Source organism: Pseudomonas putida S13.1.2 (assembly GCF_000498395.2).
Taxonomy (GTDB): Bacteria; Pseudomonadota; Gammaproteobacteria; order Pseudomonadales; family Pseudomonadaceae; genus Aquipseudomonas; species Aquipseudomonas putida_Q.
In genome coordinates this window covers 2,466,530-2,484,380 of sequence record NZ_CP010979.1, presented here as the reverse complement: position 1 = coordinate 2,484,380, position 17,851 = coordinate 2,466,530, and the positions used below count along the sequence as shown (strand labels likewise).

General features: G+C 64.1%; 14 protein-coding genes and 1 pseudogene. 4 read left to right on the top strand and 11 right to left on the bottom strand.

Annotated elements, in window-relative coordinates; translation table 11 throughout:
- Positions 1-9 precede the first annotated feature (9 nt).
- The 3 genes and pseudogenes from vasI to tssM all read left to right on the top strand — a co-directional run bounded on the left by vasI (position 10) and on the right by tssM (position 5,733).
- Positions 10-660, top strand: a complete 651-nt coding sequence (vasI, locus tag N805_RS11225) for a type VI secretion system-associated protein VasI (RefSeq protein WP_177313749.1) — start codon at positions 10-12, stop codon at positions 658-660.
- A pseudogene (gene tssA, locus N805_RS11220) lies at positions 648-2,110 on the top strand (type VI secretion system protein TssA). The gene vasI and the pseudogene tssA overlap by 13 nt, the downstream one beginning before the upstream one ends.
- On the top strand, positions 2,107-5,733 hold the full coding sequence (tssM, locus tag N805_RS11215) for a type VI secretion system membrane subunit TssM (RefSeq protein ID WP_019471202.1): 3,627 nt from the start codon (positions 2,107-2,109) through the stop codon (positions 5,731-5,733). The pseudogene tssA and the gene tssM overlap by 4 nt, the downstream one beginning before the upstream one ends.
- Positions 5,734-5,752: 19 nt before the next feature.
- Here the strand turns inward: tssM and N805_RS11210 are convergent, their stop codons facing one another.
- From N805_RS11210 to N805_RS11195, 4 genes are read right to left on the bottom strand one after another with little or no spacing between them, the layout of a single operon-like run.
- Positions 5,753-7,435, bottom strand: coding sequence for an FAD-dependent oxidoreductase (locus N805_RS11210; protein WP_019471203.1), 1,683 nt, complete (start codon positions 7,433-7,435; stop codon positions 5,753-5,755).
- Between the two features lie 42 nt (positions 7,436-7,477).
- Positions 7,478-7,798 carry an NIPSNAP family protein gene (locus tag N805_RS11205; protein WP_019471204.1) on the bottom strand — a complete coding sequence of 107 codons (321 nt, stop codon included), beginning with the start codon at positions 7,796-7,798 and terminating at the stop codon, positions 7,478-7,480.
- A complete protein-coding gene (locus N805_RS11200) occupies positions 7,783-9,516 on the bottom strand; it encodes an FAD-dependent oxidoreductase (RefSeq protein ID WP_019471205.1) in 1,734 nt (577 codons plus the stop codon). Before N805_RS11200 ends, N805_RS11205 begins: the two co-directional genes overlap by 16 nt.
- 4 nt (positions 9,517-9,520) lie before the next feature.
- A complete protein-coding gene (locus N805_RS11195) occupies positions 9,521-10,330 on the bottom strand; it encodes a shikimate dehydrogenase family protein (protein WP_019471206.1) in 810 nt (269 codons plus the stop codon).
- 152 nt (positions 10,331-10,482) lie between these two features.
- On the opposite strand from N805_RS11195, the gene N805_RS11190 reads away from it, so the two are divergent.
- Positions 10,483-11,253 (top strand): IclR family transcriptional regulator, encoded by a 771-nt coding sequence (locus tag N805_RS11190; RefSeq protein ID WP_019471207.1) that lies wholly within the window; start codon positions 10,483-10,485, stop codon positions 11,251-11,253.
- A gap of 73 nt (positions 11,254-11,326) precedes the next feature.
- On the opposite strand, the gene N805_RS11185 is transcribed toward N805_RS11190, so the two are convergent.
- From N805_RS11185 to N805_RS11155, 7 genes are read right to left on the bottom strand one after another with little or no spacing between them, the layout of a single operon-like run.
- A complete protein-coding gene (locus N805_RS11185; RefSeq protein ID WP_019471208.1) occupies positions 11,327-12,370 on the bottom strand; it encodes a polyamine ABC transporter substrate-binding protein in 1,044 nt (347 codons plus the stop codon).
- Positions 12,367-13,503, bottom strand: coding sequence for an NAD(P)/FAD-dependent oxidoreductase (locus N805_RS11180; RefSeq protein WP_019471209.1), 1,137 nt, complete (start codon positions 13,501-13,503; stop codon positions 12,367-12,369). Before N805_RS11180 ends, N805_RS11185 begins: the two co-directional genes overlap by 4 nt.
- Entirely contained in the window at positions 13,500-14,858 is a 1,359-nt protein-coding gene (locus N805_RS11175) for an NAD(P)/FAD-dependent oxidoreductase (protein ID WP_019471210.1), read from the bottom strand. Before N805_RS11175 ends, N805_RS11180 begins: the two co-directional genes overlap by 4 nt.
- Complete coding sequence (locus N805_RS11170; protein ID WP_019471211.1) at positions 14,855-15,145, bottom strand: (2Fe-2S)-binding protein; 291 nt, start codon at positions 15,143-15,145, stop codon at positions 14,855-14,857. Before N805_RS11170 ends, N805_RS11175 begins: the two co-directional genes overlap by 4 nt.
- Positions 15,146-15,159: 14 nt before the next feature.
- Positions 15,160-15,954 carry an ABC transporter permease gene (locus tag N805_RS11165; RefSeq protein ID WP_019471212.1) on the bottom strand — a complete coding sequence of 265 codons (795 nt, stop codon included), beginning with the start codon at positions 15,952-15,954 and terminating at the stop codon, positions 15,160-15,162.
- A 4-nt stretch (positions 15,955-15,958) separates the two neighbouring features.
- Positions 15,959-16,828: an ABC transporter permease gene (locus N805_RS11160; protein ID WP_019471213.1), complete on the bottom strand. Its 870-nt coding sequence runs from the start codon at positions 16,826-16,828 to the stop codon at positions 15,959-15,961.
- On the bottom strand, positions 16,825-17,844 hold the full coding sequence (locus N805_RS11155; protein ID WP_019471214.1) for an ABC transporter ATP-binding protein: 1,020 nt from the start codon (positions 17,842-17,844) through the stop codon (positions 16,825-16,827). Before N805_RS11155 ends, N805_RS11160 begins: the two co-directional genes overlap by 4 nt.
- Between the last annotated feature and the right edge of the window lie 7 nt (positions 17,845-17,851).

Below are 17,851 nucleotides of genomic sequence, written 5' to 3'. Positions count from 1 at the left end.
AAGTTCAGGATGATTAACCGCTGTGCATATGGCGCCGGTCTCTCGTTGCTGTTTTGTCTGCAATCGGTACTGGCGGGCCCCACGCGGGACTGCCCCCGGATTGTGTCCAACGTCGAGCGACTGGCCTGTTTCGATCAAGCTGCGGGCACGCCCGCGTACACGCCAAAACGACAGTGGTCAGCACCGGAGCAGCAGGCTCCCAGTGTGTTGCGCGTGATGGCAAATGAAGCTGCACGGGCACCGGATGACCTGACGTTTCGCATCGGCAGCCAGACGCAGGACGGTCCAGGCGCACCAGCGCTCGTGATTTCGGCACCCGCCATTGCATCGGGTGATGAACGTACCTACATGGCGATCAGTTGCATCCAGGCCATCTCCCGGCTACAGCTGATTGCCAGGCGCCCGATCGATGCAAGTTGGGTCAAGGTACGGCTGACCGGGGAGGGCTGGTCTACCCGTGAGACGTCCTGGCAGGTGATGGAGAACGGGCAGGTGCTCGATGCCGGGCGGGGCCTGCCAGCCATCGAGCAGATCAGGAAACTGATCGGTGCCCAGCGTATCGAGGTTGTGAGTGAGCACGGCGAGGTCGACGGGCTGACCTTCGATGCTCAAGGCCTTGACCCGCTGATCAGCCAGGCGCGAAGCACATGCCGGTGGTAGCTCAGGTATCCGCGGGTGAAGTCGCTCGGCTGCTCGCACCGATTGATCCAGCAGTCCCTGCCGGGCTGTTCGATGTCGAGGACGAAACCTACCAGGCCATTGACCAGGAAATGGTCAAGCTGGGTGGGCTGCAGGACGCTTCGATCGACTGGGTCTACATCGAAGAAGCGTCCCGTCAATACCTGAGCCAGCAATGCAAGCATTTGCGAATTGTTGCGCACCTGAGTGCCGCATGGCTGCGTAGCGGCTGCTGGGAGCGTTGGGGATTCAGCTTGGCGTTGTTGGCCGGCATGATCGAGTGCTACTGGGAACCTGCTCATCCCAAGCCGGGACCGAAAGGCTTTCTGGGCAAGCGCAAGCTGGTTGGCCTGGTGGTCAGTCGCTTGGTCGAGGCGCTACCGCGTCTTGACCGTTTCACCTTTACTCCTACCCATGCAGCGGCAGCGCAGACTGCGTTCAAGCACCTGCAGCAACAGGGCGCGGCACAGCTGGAGGCAGCTGTTCTCGACGAATTGGGGCGCCTGCTGCGAAAGCACATAGAGCTCGCCAACGGTATCGGCGAGGGTGCGATACCCAAGGCACCGGCGGCGAGCGTGAAACCTGCGCCGCTGGCCGACGTCATCGCCCCACCCGCGTCACATCTGTCGATGGGCAATGAGCGTGAGACACGGCGGGCCGTGCTCGCCATGGCCGAGCTCATCAACCAGCAGGACCCTTATGACGCTACCGGCTACCAGTTACGGCGTTTTGGGTTGTGGGCGCACATTCAGGCTGCTCCCCCGGCCAGGCAGGGCAACCGTACGGAATTGATGGCGGTTCCGCTGGATATCACGCGGGTCTATGAAGAGGCCATTGCCAGTACGGCATTTGACCCTGCACTGCTTCAGCGTATTGAAAAAAGCGTGACGGCTTGCCCCTACTGGATTCGTGGCAGCTTTCTGGCTGCGACCGTTGCCACACGGCTGGCGATGGGCGAAGTGGCTGAAGCCATCCGTTGTGCGACTGCCCGGTTTGTACAGCGAATGCCGGCGCTGCAGCAGTTGTGCTTCAGTGACGGCACGGTGTTTGTCGACGACCAATGCCTGGCCTGGCTCAAAGGCACGCAAGGGCCTTCTGAGCAAAGTTCAACCTCCCACGAGTTTGACGGCTTGCGCGAGGAACTGGTCAGCCAGTTGGAAACCACCGGTGTAGAACCGGTGCTCCTCAGGCTGCAAGGGCTGCAAGCGGGCTTTCGTGCTCCCCGTGAGCGCTGCCACGCCACCGTGATCGCTGCCGACCTACTGGCCGCGCGGGGGTATCGTGGCTGGCCCAGGACCTGTGCGCCAGCGTTGCCCAAACGATGCAGCAAACCACCGCCAGTGCGTGGGAGCCAGAAGTATTCCAGCGGCTTCAGCAGTACGCGACATCCCCAGCACTGGCAGTTCAAGACAAGGATCAGGAGCCTCGATGAATCAAATATGGACGCAACTCAAACGTTGGGGCTTGCCGTGGGTAACGCGCATTGGCCTGGCGCTGCCGCTGCTGCTAGGGCTTGGCGCCTTGCTGATGCTGGTCGCTATCTGGTGGCTTGGCCCGCAATGGATGTGGCGTGAGCAACAGCCGCTGGCAAGTGTGGCTCATCGCAGCGTGGCAAGCCTGGTACTCGTGCTGGTGCCGCTTTTGTGCTGGCTTTTGGTGGTGCGCCGGCGCTTACGCCGTCTGCAAGCAGAACGCCGGCAGGCACGCGCCGTCGAACTGGATGGCACGCTACCGTTCATGCAGGCGCAAGAGAAGGCGTTGAGCCAAGGGCTTGAGCGATACCTCGACAATGCCGGTGGGCGACGCGCGCTGTACCGGCTGCCCTGGTATCTGGTGTTGGGCGACGAAAAATCCGGTAAAACCAGCTTCATCGACCGCACAGATCAGCGCTTTACACTGACGCGAATCGACCAAGCCCAGGCACGGGGTCGACAGGCTGAAGCACCGGCCTACCCGGTAGGTTGGTGGGTCAGCGACGATGCGGTGATCATTGACCCTCCCGGTGTCTTCATCAGTCAAAAGCCCCCGGAGGGCTCGGCCGCCAACGACCCCTCCGAGTCTGAACCCTTCGCGGCGCTCGGTACCGAGGCCCGGTTGTGGGAGCACTTGTTGGGCTGGCTGCTGCGTAATCGAAGCCAGCGGGCGCTTAATGGTGTGTTGCTGATCGTCGACTTGCCGGCGCTGTTGCATGGCAAGCCCGACCAACGCGTCGCGCTGGCCCATGGGTTGCGCACACGCCTGTACGAAGTCAGCACCCAGCTGGGGTCGCGCCTGCCACTGTACGTGGTACTGACCAAATTCGATCTGCTGGACGGCTTCGACCAGTTCTACAGCAAGCTTCCGGCCGCCAAGCGTGAAAGCCTGTTGGGGTTCACGTTCAAGCTGGATGCGGTTGAGGCGTTCGATGCCTGGCTGGATGAGTATGACGAGCACTACGGGCGGCTTCTCGCCACATTGAACGAGCAGGTCATCGATCGCCTGGACGTACTGGACAAAACAGCGCCGTGCGGGCGCCTGTTCTCACTGCAAGCCCAACTGGTCGGGTTGAGACCCATACTGTTGGCATTTCTGCGCGAAGCCTTGGCGAGTGACCGTTTCACCACGCCACCGTTGGTACGTGGCGTGTATTGGTCGTCAGTGGTGCAGCGCGGCGACATGTGCAATGCATTTGTCCGTGAAGCGGCACAGCCCTACAAGACGAAACTTCCCCTGCGTGAGGGCAAGGCGCAGGGCAAAGCGTTGGTCTATTTCATCCAGCAAGCATTCAGGCGGGTTATCTATCAGGAGGCCGGCCTGGCGGGCGACAACGTCCTGGTAGCGCGCAACAAGCGCCAATTGCTGTGGATTGGTTCTTGCGTGGGCCTCCTGGCGTTCAGTATCGCCATCGCCAGCTGGCAGCGCTACTTCGATATCAATAGCTCCAAGGCTTCCAGTGTGTTCGCCAAAAGCCAGGAGTACAGCCGTCACGAAGTCGATCTGCGGCTTGATCCGACCGGGCGCAACCTGCTGGAACCACTGGACCAGATTCGCGATGCGGTGGCGGTGTTTGGCGACTATCGCGCGGCGTGGCTGGGTGTTGCCGATTTTGGTCTGTATCAAGGGCGGAACATTGGCCCCCTGGTTGATGAGGCGTACCTGAGCTTGTTGTCCAGGCGCTTCTTGCCGGCGTTGGCCAGTGGTGTGATCGATGCCATGAACGCAGCACCCTCTGGCAGCGAGCAGCAAATGGCCGCGCTCAGGGTTTACCGGATGATCCAGGACCGCGACAGCCGCCGGCCCGAATGGGTCGAGGACTGGATGGCCCGTCATTGGCAACGGGCATTTCCTGGGCAGGGGCAACTGCAGCGTGACCTCATGCAGCATTTGAAGTACGCCTTGGCCTATGCCGATACCGATTTGCCGCAGTACCGTCAGCGTGTCAGCGAAGTGCAGCAGGCGTTGCGCAAATTGCCCTTGCCACAGCGGGTCTATGCAGGGCTGAAGCAGCAGGCGCAAGAGCAGTTGCACAGCGGTCTGGACCTGCGCCACCAAGTAGGGCCTGCGTTCGATGTGGTGTACCAGCCGTCTTCCGGGGCCAGGCAAGGGGAGGAGGAGGTACTGCTGGCCGCCATGCTTACCGCCAGAGGCTTCAGGGAATACTTTGAGCCGCGCAGCCAGCGGTTCGCTGAAATGGCGATGGTCGATCAGTGGGCCTTGGGGGAGCGCAGCCAACTTGACTATTCGGATGTCGACCGTAATGCGTTGACCGAACGGCTGCATAACCTTTACAGCGCCGATTACATTGACAGTTGGCGACGCGCCTTGAACGCCTTCACCGTGGCCGACTTCCGTGATCTGGACCATGGTGTCACGGTCCTGCAGCAGTTGACCGGCCCAGCAGCACCTTTGCAGCGGCTGCTGGATACGGTCAGGGATAACACCTCACTCGCTTCACCAGCTGGTGTTGAAATAACGGATGAACTGAATTCGCTGCGCTCAGCAACGGCCAAACCCGAACAACAGCAAGCGTTAGCCATCCAGCGGGCGTTTGCAGGCTTGGGCGCGATGCTGCAGGCGACAGGAGAAAAGCCGAGCTACTACGATGAAACCCTTGGCGCTGTTGCGGCCGTGCTGGACTACGCCAAGGCCGTACAGGACAGCCCGGACCGCGGCAAGGCCGCACTGCAAGCCGTGCATCAGCGCTTTGCGATGACAGGGCATGACCCGATAGGCACCCTTCAACGTATTGCCACAGGCTTGCCGGAGCCCATCAACCACCAGGTCAGAAAGCTCGCCGACCAGACCGCCCAGGTACTGAACGTTGAAGCACTGCGCGAACTGGAGCGACGTTGGGATGCTGAGGTGTACAGTTTCTTCCAGCAACGTCTGGCAGGCCGCTACCCCTTTATGGTGAAGGCACCCGATGCTTCACTGGATGACTTCGAAGCGTTCTTCGGGCCGAAAGGGCGGCTGCAGCAGTTTCATGATCAATATCTGGAGGTCTTCCTGAAGCAGAACCTTGAGGCCTTGCAGTCCGCTCGGCATGGGCAATCCTTGATTCGCGCCGACGTGATCGAGCAACTCGAGCTGGCGGATCGCATCCGCGAAACTTTCTTTGACCAGCGCGGCAAGCTGAGTGTGCAGTTCAGCATCGAGCCGTTGGGGCTCAGTGCGAACCAGCGTACCAGCCTGCTGGACCTGGATGGTCAATTGATCGCCTACACCCATGGGCCGAGCCAGATCACCGGGATCGTCTGGCCCAATACTTTGGGGCAGCAGGTGCGCAGCAACCTTACCTTGCTGAGGCAGAACGGTAACAGCAGCAGCCTGGAGTACCGCGGGCCATGGTCGATGTTCCGCTTGCTCAGCCGCGGCTCACTCAATGGGCGGACGCCAACCAGCGTAGACCTGAGCTTCCGGACCGGTGATGGCGTGATGCGCTATCGACTGAATGCTGAAAAAGCCTTCAATCCCATTACCCAGCAACCGTTCAAAAGCTTCCGATTGCCGCGAGGGTTGTTGCAACAGTCGCCCAAGGTGGCTCAGGTAGAGCAGGTGCATGGGCAGCCTTTATGAAGATCAGCCCTTGCGGTATTCACGGTGAACGCAGCCCACTTAACGCTCTACCGGCCAGATACCCAAAGGTCATCCCCGGCCCAAGAGTAATACCCCCACTAGGGTAGTACCCGCCCATCACGCTGTGCATGTCGTTACCCACTGCAAACAGCCCGGGTATCGGCTGCCCCGCGTGGTCCAGCACGCGGGCCGAGGCGTCGGTGCCCAGGCCGGCGAAAGTGCCAAGGCTGCCTGGCAGCAATTTCACCGCATAAAACGGCCCTTTCAGCAACGGCCGAAGCGACGGGTTGGGTGCCTGCTGCGGTTCGCCCTGGGCCCGGTTGTAGGCTGACGCGCCGCGTTGGAAGGCGGGGTCTTCACCTTGTGCCGCAGGGTGGTTGAAGCCTTCCACCGTGCGCTGCAACTGCGCGGCATCGATCCCACAGCGTTGCGCAAGCTGTGCCAGCGTAGCGCCGCTGTGCAGGTAGCCACAGCGTTGGTAAAAGCGGGTGGAGAAGGGAAACGGCTTGGCCCAGCCGATGCCGTAGCGGCGTTGCGCAGCGTGGTCGCAGATCAGCCAGGCTTCATGGGGTTCGCCTTGCGGCGTGGCAGCGAACAGGGCGTTCATGAAGTCATGGTAGCAATCGGCTTCGTTGACAAAGCGTCGGCCATCGCGGCGCACGGCAATGAAACCGGGTTTGGCGCGGTCGATCAGGTGCGGGAAATGGCCGAAGGTACCATCAGTGCGTGGTACCCGCGACACCGGTGCCCAGGCACCGGCCTGGGCCAACTCGGTACTCACCAGGCCACCGGCCTGTTCGCCAAGGCGCAGGCCGTCGCCGCTGTTTTCTTTGGGCGCGGCAGAGTAATGCCGGGTGCCATCCGGCGCATGCGCCATCATTTGAGCGATGCGCTGGCGATCGTGCGGGAAGCCGCCGCAGGCCAGTACCACACCACGGCGTGCGTGGACCGCCTGGCCATCGGCAAACAGCGCGCCGCTGACCCGCCCTTCACCCAACAGGCGGCTGGCCGGCTTGTCGGTCAGCAGCGTCACACCCAGGTCCAGGGCGCTGCGCAGCAGGCGTGCCACCAGTGCGTTGCCATTGACCAGTTGCTGGCCGCGTCGGTGTAGCAGCAGGTCACGCCCGTGACGCAGCAGGCGCTTGCCCACATGCAGCGCTGCCTTGGGCGAGCGTGTGGCATTGAAAAAGGCAGCCATGTCGGTGCCGCCGGCAATGCCCATGCCGGCCAGGCTGACGATGTCCAGCGGTGGGCGCAGCCTGTGCAGCCAAGGCCCGAGCAGGCGGCCGTCGTAGGGCAGTGCGCACAGCGAGCGGCCGCCGTGTGCGCTGCCATCGCCTTCGCGCATGTCGGGCATGCGGCTGCCGCACTGAAACTGCACAGCAGTGTGCTGCTGGAAAAACGCCACCATCTCGGGGCCGTGGCGCAGGAATGCACGTTGGCGTGGGTCCAGCTCGCGGGTGTGGGTTTGCGCATGCAGGTAGCGTTCAGGGGCATCGTCGGTTTCGACAATGCCTTCGGCAATGGCCAGCGGGTTGCGCGGTACCCACAGCCACCCCCCCGACCAGGCGCTGGTGCCGCCCAACTGGCTGGCTTTTTCCGCAACGATCACGTGCAGGCCGTGATGCGCGGCGGTAACGGCGGCCGCCAGGCCAGAGGCACCGGAGCCGATGACGAGTACGTCGCATTCGAGGGGTTGCATGCAAGGGTTCCGCTCAGGCGTTGAAAGAAGGTGCAGTACGGTTTACTTCAGCGGCGAAAAGCCGGTGGGCCGCATCAGCCGCGATTGCAGGCTTACGACCGCCGCCAGTTCGCGGTTGCGCCGCGAGAACTCCGCCCAGCGCGGGTCGGCTGCCATTGCGGCGCGGCGCGCAATGCGCTCATCCAGGCTCGCATAGCCCCAGATGTGCACCACCTGGTTGACGTCGCCGAACTCGGTAGTGAAAAAGCCCACCAGGTTGCCCAGGTGTTCGCTTTGCACTTCCAGCGCATGGCTTTGGTAAAGGGCCAGCCAGTCGGCCATTTTCAGTGGGTCGAGGGTGTAGGTTCTCAGTTCGTAGTACATGCAGGGGTCTCCGTTTGGGTGGCCGGCGCCTGCAGGCGCGCGGTGATGTGGTTGGCAGCGAGCCAGCCGAAGGTGAGGGCAGGGCCCAGGGTGATGCCGGGGCCGGGGTAGGTGCCCTTCATCAGTGAGTTCATGTCGTTGCCGACCGCGTACAGCCCGGCAATCGGCTGGCCGCTGCGGTTCAGCACGTTGGCATTGGCGTTGGTGACCAGGCCGCAGGCCGACCCGAGGTCGCCGGTGTGAATGCGAATGGCATAGAACGGCCCGTTTGCCAGTGGCGCCAGGCAGGGGTTGGGCGTGTGCTGTGGGTCGCCCATGTAGCGGTTGTAGCTGTTGCCGCCTTTGCCGAACGCGCGGTCGATGCCATTGCGGGCATCTGCGTTGAACTGCTCAAGGGTTTGCGCAAGCACCTCTGGGTCAACGCCGATGGCCTGGGCCAAGGCCTGTGGTGTTGCGGCCTGGTGCAGGTAGCCGGCATCGATCAACGCCTGGTTGTTCACCGGTTTTGGCCGCGCCAGGCCCAGGCCATAGCGGTTCATGGCCTCGGCATCGCAGACCAGCCAGCAACTGGCAATACCGTTGGCGAACATGGTCTGCACGAAGTGGTGGTAGGAGTCGGACTCGTTGACGAAGCGCCGCCCGGCCGGGTTTACCGCGATCACGCCAGGTTTGGCGCGGTCGGTAACCAGATGCGGAAAGCGCTCACGCTCGCCACTGGCATGGCGCAGTTCCGAAACCGGCGCCCAGAAGAAGTTGGCCGCCAGGCCCTCGCCCTGGGCCGCCGACACGGCCTGGCCAAGGCGCAGGGCAGCGCCGTCGTTGGCAGCGGGTGACATGGTCAGGTGCGGTGCTTGCTGGGCTGGCCGGTAGCCCGCGGCGAGCGCGCCTGCCGCGAACCCGCCCATGGCGCACACCACACCGCCGCGGGCCAGTACCCGTTCGCGGCGCCCCTCGTGCTGTACCACCACGCCCGTGACCGTGCCCTGTTCAACGATCAGTTCCAGGGCCTCGCTGCGCAACCACAGCTGTGTGCCATGGGCAAAGGCGCTGGTGGCCAGGCGGGCGATCAGTGCGTTGCCGGTAGTCAACCGGGTGCCACGCGGGTGCTGCAGGCGGTCCCGTGCGTAACGTGCCATCAGTTTCAGGCAGTGCCACAGCGACTTGGGTGAGCGACGAATGCTGAGAAAATGCTGGATATCCACCCGGTTGACCATCATGCCGCCGAACAACAGCATGCCGGGCGGTGGCATTTGCAGGTCCTTGAAACGGGCGCCGAGGTGCTTGCCGTCGTATTCGACCATTTCCAGTGCCCGACCAAACTGGGTAGCGCCGGGGGCATCGGGGTAATAATCGGGTGAGTGCGGGCGCAGGGCGTAGCGCAGCTCGGTGTGCTGTTCCAGCCAACGCAGCGCCTGGTGGCCGTGCTCGATGAAGGCGTCTGCCAGGGCAGGGTCGTAGCCGTCGCCGATAACATGCCTGAGGTAGGTGCTCATGGCCTCGGGCGAGTCTTTGGCACCGGCGGCCCGTGCCTGGTCGGTGCCATACAGCCACACCGCCCCGCCGGATATCGCCGAAGTGCCGCCGAAGTGCTCGGCCTTCTCCACCACCAGCACCTTTAGCCCGCGGCGCGCGGCCGTGGCCACAGCGGCAAAACCTCCGGCGCCGCTGCCCAGCACAACCAGATCAAAGTGTTGTTGTGTGTGTTCGAAGTCAGCCATGGTGCTAGATCTCCAGTGGCGTCACGCCCATGAAGGCGCCCAGGTGGCCCAACTGGGCAAAGGCCATTTCCGGGCCGGTCTGGATCGCACAGCCAACCTGCCGAGCCCGGTTCAACAGCGGGGTGATCTCGGGCGAGGTGACCACGTCGGCGACCAGGGTGTCGGGCTGCAGGGTTGCCAGGAGCGCGGCAGACAATGGCAGCTCTGCGTTTGCACCCATACCGACAGGGGAGGCATTGGCCACCAGGTCGAAGTCTTCCAGCCCGCTGAACTGCGTGCTGATGCTGAGCCCGGGGAAGGCTTTGCCAAGCAGTTCGCATAACGCGCCCAAGCGTGCAGCACTGGGGTCATGGAGGGTGATGCTGGCAATGCCGGCCTCACCCAGCGCATAGCTGATGGCACTGCCAACACCGCCGCAACCAATCACCAAGGCCCGCTTGCCCGCCGGCTTGAAGCCATGCTTGCGCGCAGCGCCCAGGAAGCCGGCGCCGTCCACGTTGTCGCCCAGCAGGTGCCCGCCAGGCTCGCGGCGAATCACATTGACCGAGCCCAGGGCGGCCGCACGTTCGCTCAAGCGGTCCAGGCGGTTGGCCAAGGCCTGTTTGTATGGGACGGTGACCACGCAACCGCGCAGGTTCTGCCAGCCGCGCAGGCTGTCGGCAAAGCTGGCCAGCGCTGCTTCGTGCAGGTCGATGGGCAGCATGGCGACGTTGCGGTTGTTGTTGGCGAACCAGGTGTTGAAGTTCTCGGGGGACTTCACCTGGGCAATGGGCGAACCGACGATGGCGACCAGTTCAGTGGAACCACGAATCATGCTGACCTCCTTATTGATGTTGTTGTGAAGGCAAGCGTGATGCACAGGCGGGAGAGCAACAATGCGTTGATCGGGCATTTGATGCGATAATCGCAATCATGATCCGGTTATCGCAGTAATCGGCTGTTTTTTCCCACTTGCGAGTCGTAGAAATGAACACGCCCGCCATCCACCCCCGGGATTTGATCGCCGGCTTGCAAAAAGGCCTGGCCCTGATGCAATTGTTCAGCGCCGAGCAACCGCGCCTGAGCGTGCCGCAGGCGGCCAGGTTATCTGGCCTTACGCCGAGCGCCACACGGCGGTTTTTGCTGACCTTGGTGCACGAGGGCTTCGTCGAAACCGACAGCCGCGAGTACTGGCTGACGCCCAAGGCTTTGCGGATCGGCCAGGCGTATGTGGACTCGGCGCAACTGCCGCGCATGCTGCGGCCGATTGTGGAGCAGGTGGCACGCCAGACCCAGGAGCATGTGTCGGTGGGAACCCGCGATGGTGACGAGATCATCCACCTGGTGCGCAGCCGCTATAGCCATGTGGCTTCGTTGTCGATCAGGCCCGGCTCGCGGGTGCCGATGTATTGCACGGCCGGCGGGCGTATCTGGCTGGCCTGGCTGGGTGAAGGGGAGCGGGATGAGTACTTTGCACGCAACCCGTTGCGGGCGTTGACGCCTTATACGCTGACAGACCGGGTGCAGCTGGACGCGGAGTTGCTGCGGGTGAAGGGGCAGGGTTTCTGTATCGTCGATCAGGAGTATGAGATGGGTATGCGGGTGCTGGGTGTACCGTTGCTGGACCGTGCCGGGCAGTTGAAAGCGACGCTGACCATCACCACCCATGCTTCGCGGTTGAGTGTTGATGAAATCCGCATGCGTTATTTGCCGCCACTGTACGAGGCGCAGGCGCTGTTGCGGCCAGTGCTGGATTGAGGCGCCATGCAGGCGGCGTGGCGGCGCCTGCTGGCCGGCACCTGGGGGCCGGCAGCGGGCCAGGGGCCTCGGCCTATCGCTCGATCTGGCGATTCCAGCGGGCGTTCCATTCCGGGCGCTGGGTGTTTACCTGGTCCCAGTCGATGGTCACGGCAGTCTGCAGGTAGGTCTGCATGGCTTCAACCTGCCCACGGGTCTTGTCGCTGGTCGGTGTGTTGGGGTTGGACGGGATCTGGTCACCCAGTTCCAGTGCCGGTGCCTGCGCCTCAGGGCTTAGCAGGAACTCGGCAAGCTTTTGCGCCAGCTCCGGCTGGTTGTTGTTGGCGGTCACGCATTCGGCCTGGTTGAGCACTACCGCGCCCTCCTTGGGTGGGGCGTATTCCACCGGGATGCCCTTGAGTTTCAGCGCCGTCACTTGGGTGGGGGTAAGCGGGAACAGCGCGGCCTCATCGGTTTGCACCATTTCCGAAAGCTTGGCCGAGTTGGGGATGTACTCCAGCACGTTCGGGCCAACGTTCTTCTGCCAGGCCGTGAAGCCTGGGTTGACGTCGGTATCGCTGCCGCCGTGCAGGCGGTTGTACATCAGGAAACCGTGCAGGCCAAAGGTGGACGATGCCATTGACTGGAACACCACCTTGTCCTTGAAGCGCGGGTCGGCCAGGTCGTTCCACGAGGTGGGAGCCGCCCAACCTTTTTCCTTGAACAGCCGGCTGTTGTAGGCAAGCCCGGTCACCCCCAGGCTGACGGCGGCGGCCTTGTCCTTGATCAGGGCCTTTTCCGGCAGCTGGGCCAGCGTCGGGTTGGGCTTGAGGGTGCTGCACAGGCCCATGCCGATGGCGCGGTACATGATGCCGTCATCCAGCACCATCACGTGGATCGACGGCTTGTTCGGCGTGGCCTGGACCTTGGCCAGGATGTCGGCCGAAGTGCCGGGGACGATCACCACTTTCACCCCGTTGGCCTTCTCGAACGGGGGCAGGATGTTGTCGCTGAACAGCCGCTCCATGGTGCCGCCGTTCATGCCCAGGTACAGCGTGGGTTGCGCCATGGCGGGCAGGCAGGCGAACAGGCCAGGTACGGTGCAGAACAGGGCGAGCAAACGTTGCTTGTGCGTCATGACAGGTTTTCCTTGTAGTGGTGGTTGGGCTGAAAACGGTTGATGGAAAAGGCCGCCAGGCTGATGGCCGGCGCGCCATGAAGGACGCATTGCGCCAGGGCTTCCCCGGCTGCCGGGCCAATCTGAAAGCCAGCGCCGGCAAAGCCGAAGCCATGCAGCAGGCCGGGTTGGCGCAGGCTGGGGCCGATCACCGGTTCGTCATCGGGCAGGTAGCCTTCGGTGCCGCTCCAGGTGCGAATCGCCTGGGCGCCGGCCAATGCCGGGTACAGCTCGGTGGCATTACGCAGGATGTCGAGCACTGCGGCTTGCCCCGGGCGTGCGGTAGTCGGGGTCAGGGCAAAGCCGCGCCCACCGCCCAGCACGCAGTTGCCGCGCGCCACCTGGCGGGCGTAGATACCGCCGCCTTCGACCCCGGTGCTGGCGGTCATGAACAGCGGCAGTGGCTCGGTGACCAGCATGGCCGGGTGGGCCGCCGTCAGCGGCACCGGTTCGCCGAAGTACTCGGCCAGTTGCGCCGACCAGGCGCCAGCGCAGTTCAGCAGCCAGGGCGCCTTGAAGCACTGGTCGGTGCTGGTGCGCACGGTGAAGCACTGGCCGTCGTGGTCTACCTCGAGCACTTTGCATTGCTCGTGCAGCTGGGCGCCGCTGTGCCGGGCCGCCTGGGCGAAGGCGGGTGACACCAGGCGCGGGTTGGCATGGCCGTCCTCGGGGCAATATGACGCGCCGACGGCGATATCGCCCACCCAAGGGAAGCGCTGGCGCAGTTCGCGGTGTTCCAGCAGTTGCAGGCGCAGGTCAAAGGCCTGGGTCCGACGGGCATAAGCCTTCAAGGCGTCGAAGTCGGTTTGGCTGCGCGCCAGCTTCAGATGGCCGCTGCGGGCGTACTCGCCGTCGATGCCGATCCACTCGCGCAACTGCCCCCAGATGGCATGGGCACGCATCGACAATGGCAGCTGGGCCAGCGAGCGGCCTTGGCGACGGACCCCGCCATAGTTCACCCCGCTGGAGTGCGAGCCACAGAAGTCACGCTCAAGCAGCGCCACCTGTTTGCCACCACGGGCCAGGGTCAATGCAGCGCTGCTGCCGACGATGCCACCGCCGACAACAATGGCGTCCACCTCGATCAGCTTCATGGCTTGATCTCCAGGCCGAAGGGCAGGGGCTTGACCGGTGCCTGGCCACGCAGGCGCCCGACCTGGTCAATGGGCCGACCGCTTTCGCAGGCAATCAGTTCGGCGGCGGCGGCCCCGCACACACGGCCCTGACAACGGCCCATGCCGACCCGGCACATGGCTTTGACCCGGTTGATTTCCCAGTGCCCGGCGCGTACGGTGGCGCGGATTTCGCCAGCGCTGACCTGTTCACAGCGGCACACGGTCAACAGGTCCGGGGCCTGCCGGGCCCACTGCTCGGGGAACGGAAAGGCCTGTTCCAGGCCCTGGCGAAAGCGCTGCAGGGTGGCCAAGCGTTTTTCCAGCTGTTGCTGGCGTTGCGGGTTGCCAGGTTTGCCGAGGTCGGCCAGCAGCGTCAGGGCGGCCAGTTCACCGGTCATTTCGGCGCCGTCGGCACCGAGGATGCCGGCGCCGTCGCCAGCCAGGTACACACCGGGGCTGCTGGCGCGGCCCTGGGCGTCACGTACCGGTAGCCAGGCGCGGTTGAGGGTGTTCCAGGCAAACTGGCAGCCTAGCAGGTCTGCCAGCTGGGTTTCGCTGCGCAGGGCGTGGGCGAATGCCACGGCGTCGCACGGCAAGGTATGTTGCTGGCCATTGCGCGACCAGCGTACGGCGCTGGCGCGATGCTCACCTTCGATGCCCAGCAGGGTCACCCCCTGATGCACCGGCACGCCTTTGCCGGTGAGCCAGGCGCGGTAGTACAGGCCCTTGGCAAACGTGCCCGTCTGCAGCAACAGGCGCGGCAGGGCGCGTACCTGGGCGCTGAACGGCGAGGTGTCGAGCACTGCACTGACTGTGGCGCCGGCCTTGGCGTACTGGTAGGCCACCAGGTACAACAGCGGCCCGCTGCCAGCCAGCACCACCTGCTCACCGATGGCGCAGCCCTGAAATTTCAGGGCGATCTGTGCGGCGCCCAGGGTATACACCCCGGGCAAGGTCCAGCCAGGGATCGGCAGCACGCGGTCGGTGGCGCCAGTGGCGACGATCACCTGGTCGAACGCCAGGCGGTCGGCCACGTGGCCCTGCTGCAAGGTGTCGAGTACCTGCTGCTCGGCGTTCCACACCAAGGTTTCCGGGCGGTAGTCGACCTGCCCGCGCAGTTGCTCAAGGGTGTTGTGCAGGGCCTGCGCCTTGCCCGCTTCGAAGCCGTACAAGGCTTTGGCCGAGCGGCGAAAATTGGCCGGCTGCTGGCGGTAGATCTGCCCACCGCCACGGCTGGCTTCGTCCAGCAGCACAGGGCGCACGCCATGTGCCACCAAGGTTTGCGCAGCGCGGATGCCCGCCGGGCCGGCGCCGATGATGACGGTTGCACTCATGGCTGTCGCCCCGGGTCGCGGGTGACACATTGGCCCGGTTCCAGAAAGGTCGAGCAGGCGCGCACGCGGCGGCCGTCCTGCAGGCGCACCCAGCAGTCCTGGCAGGCGCCCATCAGGCAGAAACCGGCGCGCGGTTCGGCGCTGAAGTCGCTGCCACGCAGGTGCGTGGCGTTGGTCAGGATGGCGGTCAGCAGGGTGTCGCCGTTCATGCCCTGAGCCGGTTGGCCGTCGAGCAGGAAGGGCAGCGGTTCGCGGTCGTGTTCGGCCACGCGCTTGAACAGCGGCATAGGGGCATTCCTTGTCATTGCTTGCCCACCAGTACGCGGTCCAGGCCATACACGCGGTCCAGGGCGATCATGGTCAGGGCGGTGACGGCGATCACCAGTGCCGAGACGGCGGCCATCATCGGGTCGATAGACTCGGTGGCGTATACGTACATGCGCACGGGCAGGGTCTGGGTGGCGGGCGAAGTCACGAAGATCGACAGAGTGACTTCATCGAAGCTGTTGATGAACGCCAGCAGCCAGCCACCGGCCACACCGGGCAGAATCATTGGCAGGGTGACCTTGCAGAACAGCGTGATGCGCCCGGCGCCCAGGCTTTGCGCGGCCTGTTCGGCGCTGCGGTCGATGCCGATGGCGGCAGCCAGTACCAGGCGCAGCACGTACGGAGTAATGACCACCACGTGGGCGAACACCAGCCAGGCGAAGCTGCCATTGACCCCAAGCAGGGCGAACAACCTCAGCAGGGCCACACCCAGCACCAGATGCGGGATAATGATCGGCGACAGCAGCAGGCCGTTGACAAAGCCCTGGCCAGGGAAGCTGTAGCGGGTCAGCGCCAAGCCCGCCGGTACGGCGATCAGGGTGGCCAGCGAGGCCGCCAGGGCGGCGAGTTTCAGGCTGTTGTAAAACGCGTCGAGGAAGTCGGCACGCTCGAACACAGCGCTGAACCAGCGCAGCGAGAAGCCGGCAGTGGGCAGGCTCAGGGTGTTTTCCGGGGTGAATGCCACCAGGCACACCACCACCAGCGGGGCGAGCATGAACAGCATCACCAAGGCATGAAAAGACAGGGCCAGCGGGCCGTTACGGGTCATCGGTTCACACTCCAAGTGCGCGTTTGTAGCGGCGTTCGACCAGCCGGTTCCAGCTGAGCATCACCAGCAGGTTGATCAGCAACAGGGCGACGGCAATGGTTGCGCCCATGGGCCAGTTCAGTTCGGCCAGGTACTGGTCGTAGATCATGGTGGCAACCATCTTCAGCCGCCGCCCGCCCAGAAGGCCCGGGATGGCGAACGAGCTGGCGGCCAGGCCGAACACGATCAGCGTGCCCGACAGCACACCGGGCATGATCTGTGGCAGCACGATGCGGCGGAACACCGTCCACTGGCTGGCGCCCAGCGACAGCGCGGCCTGCTCGGCGGCCGGGTCGAGCTTTTGCAGTGAGGTCCACACCGGGATGATCATGAACGGCAGCATCACGTGGACCAGGCCGATGATCACCGCAAACGGGGTGTACAGCAGCTTCACCGGCTGGCCGCCGAGGGCGCTGATGCCTTGGTTGATCAGGCCGTCAGACCCCAGCAGCAGGCTCCAGCCAAAGGCGCGTACCACCACCGAAATCAGCAGCGGGGTCAGCACCAGGATCAGGAAAATCGAGCGCCACGGCGCCCCCATGCGGCTAAGGACCATGGCTTCGGGGATGCCGATCAGCACACACAACAAGGTGACCAGGGCACTGATCCAGAAGGTGCGGAAGAAGATTTCGTAGTAATAGGTGTCGGTCACCAGGCTCAGGTAATGGCTGAAGGTGTACTGGCCGGCCTGGATACCACTGGTGTAGTCGAACCCGTTGAACGACAACAGCACGGTCAGCCCCAGCGGCACCACCAGCAAGGCCAGGAACAACAGCAGGGCCGGGCTGCTCAGGCCGTAGCCCCAGGTGTTGCTGCGCAGTTTTGCCGTACTCATGCGGCCACCTCGGCTGTGTTCAGCACCCGCAGCAGGGCATCGTTCCAGTCCAGGCCGACCTGGGTACCTTCGTCCAGCGGCGCGCTGCCATCGTTGGCGCGGACCACCGCCAGGTTGCCCAAGGCGGTATCGACGCGGTACAGCCACTGGCTGCCAAGGAAGTAACGGCAGCTGACGTGGCCTGCCAGCTTGCCGCTGCCGGCTGCACCCAGGCTGATCTTTTCCGGGCGCAGGCTGAGGGTCAGCGGGCCCTGGGCGGCTGCCTGCGGTAACCCGCCGGGGCCGGTGACGCCATGCAGGCGGTTGGCCTTGCCGACAAAGTCGGAAATGAACGGCGTGCCCGGGTGCTCGTAGAGGCGGTAAGGGTCATCGATCTGGGTGATGCGCCCGGCTTCCATCACCACTACCCGGTCGCTGATCGACAGGGCTTCGGCCTGGTCGTGGGTGACCATCAGGGTGGTGATGCCTACTTCGTTCTGGATACGGCAGATCTCGAACTGCATCTCTTCGCGCAGGTGTGCGTCCAGGTTTGACAGCGGCTCGTCCAGCAGCAGCACCGGCGGTTCGATCACCAGGGCGCGGGCCAGGGCTACACGCTGGCGTTGGCCGCCGGACAGTTCACGCGGGTAACGTTCGGCATGCTTGTCCAGGCGTACCAACGCTAACGCCTGGTCGACGCGCCGAGCGATCTCGGCGTTGGCCACCTTGCGCATGCGCAGGCCGAAGGCAACGTTGTCGCGCACGGTCATGTGCGGGAACAGCGCGTAGCTCTGGAACACCACGCCCAGGCCCCGGCTGGCTGGCTTTGCATGGGTGATGTCGCGGCCGTCGAGGACGATGCGGCCACTGGTGACCTCGACGAAGCCAGCGATCATCTGCAGGGTGGTGGTCTTGCCGCAGCCGGAAGGGCCGAGCAGGGAGACAAACTCGCCTTTTTCGATGGCCAGTGACGAACTGGCCACTGCCTCCGTAGCGCCATAGCGCTTGCAAAGCTTGTCGATCAACAGAAAGGTCATGGCTGTG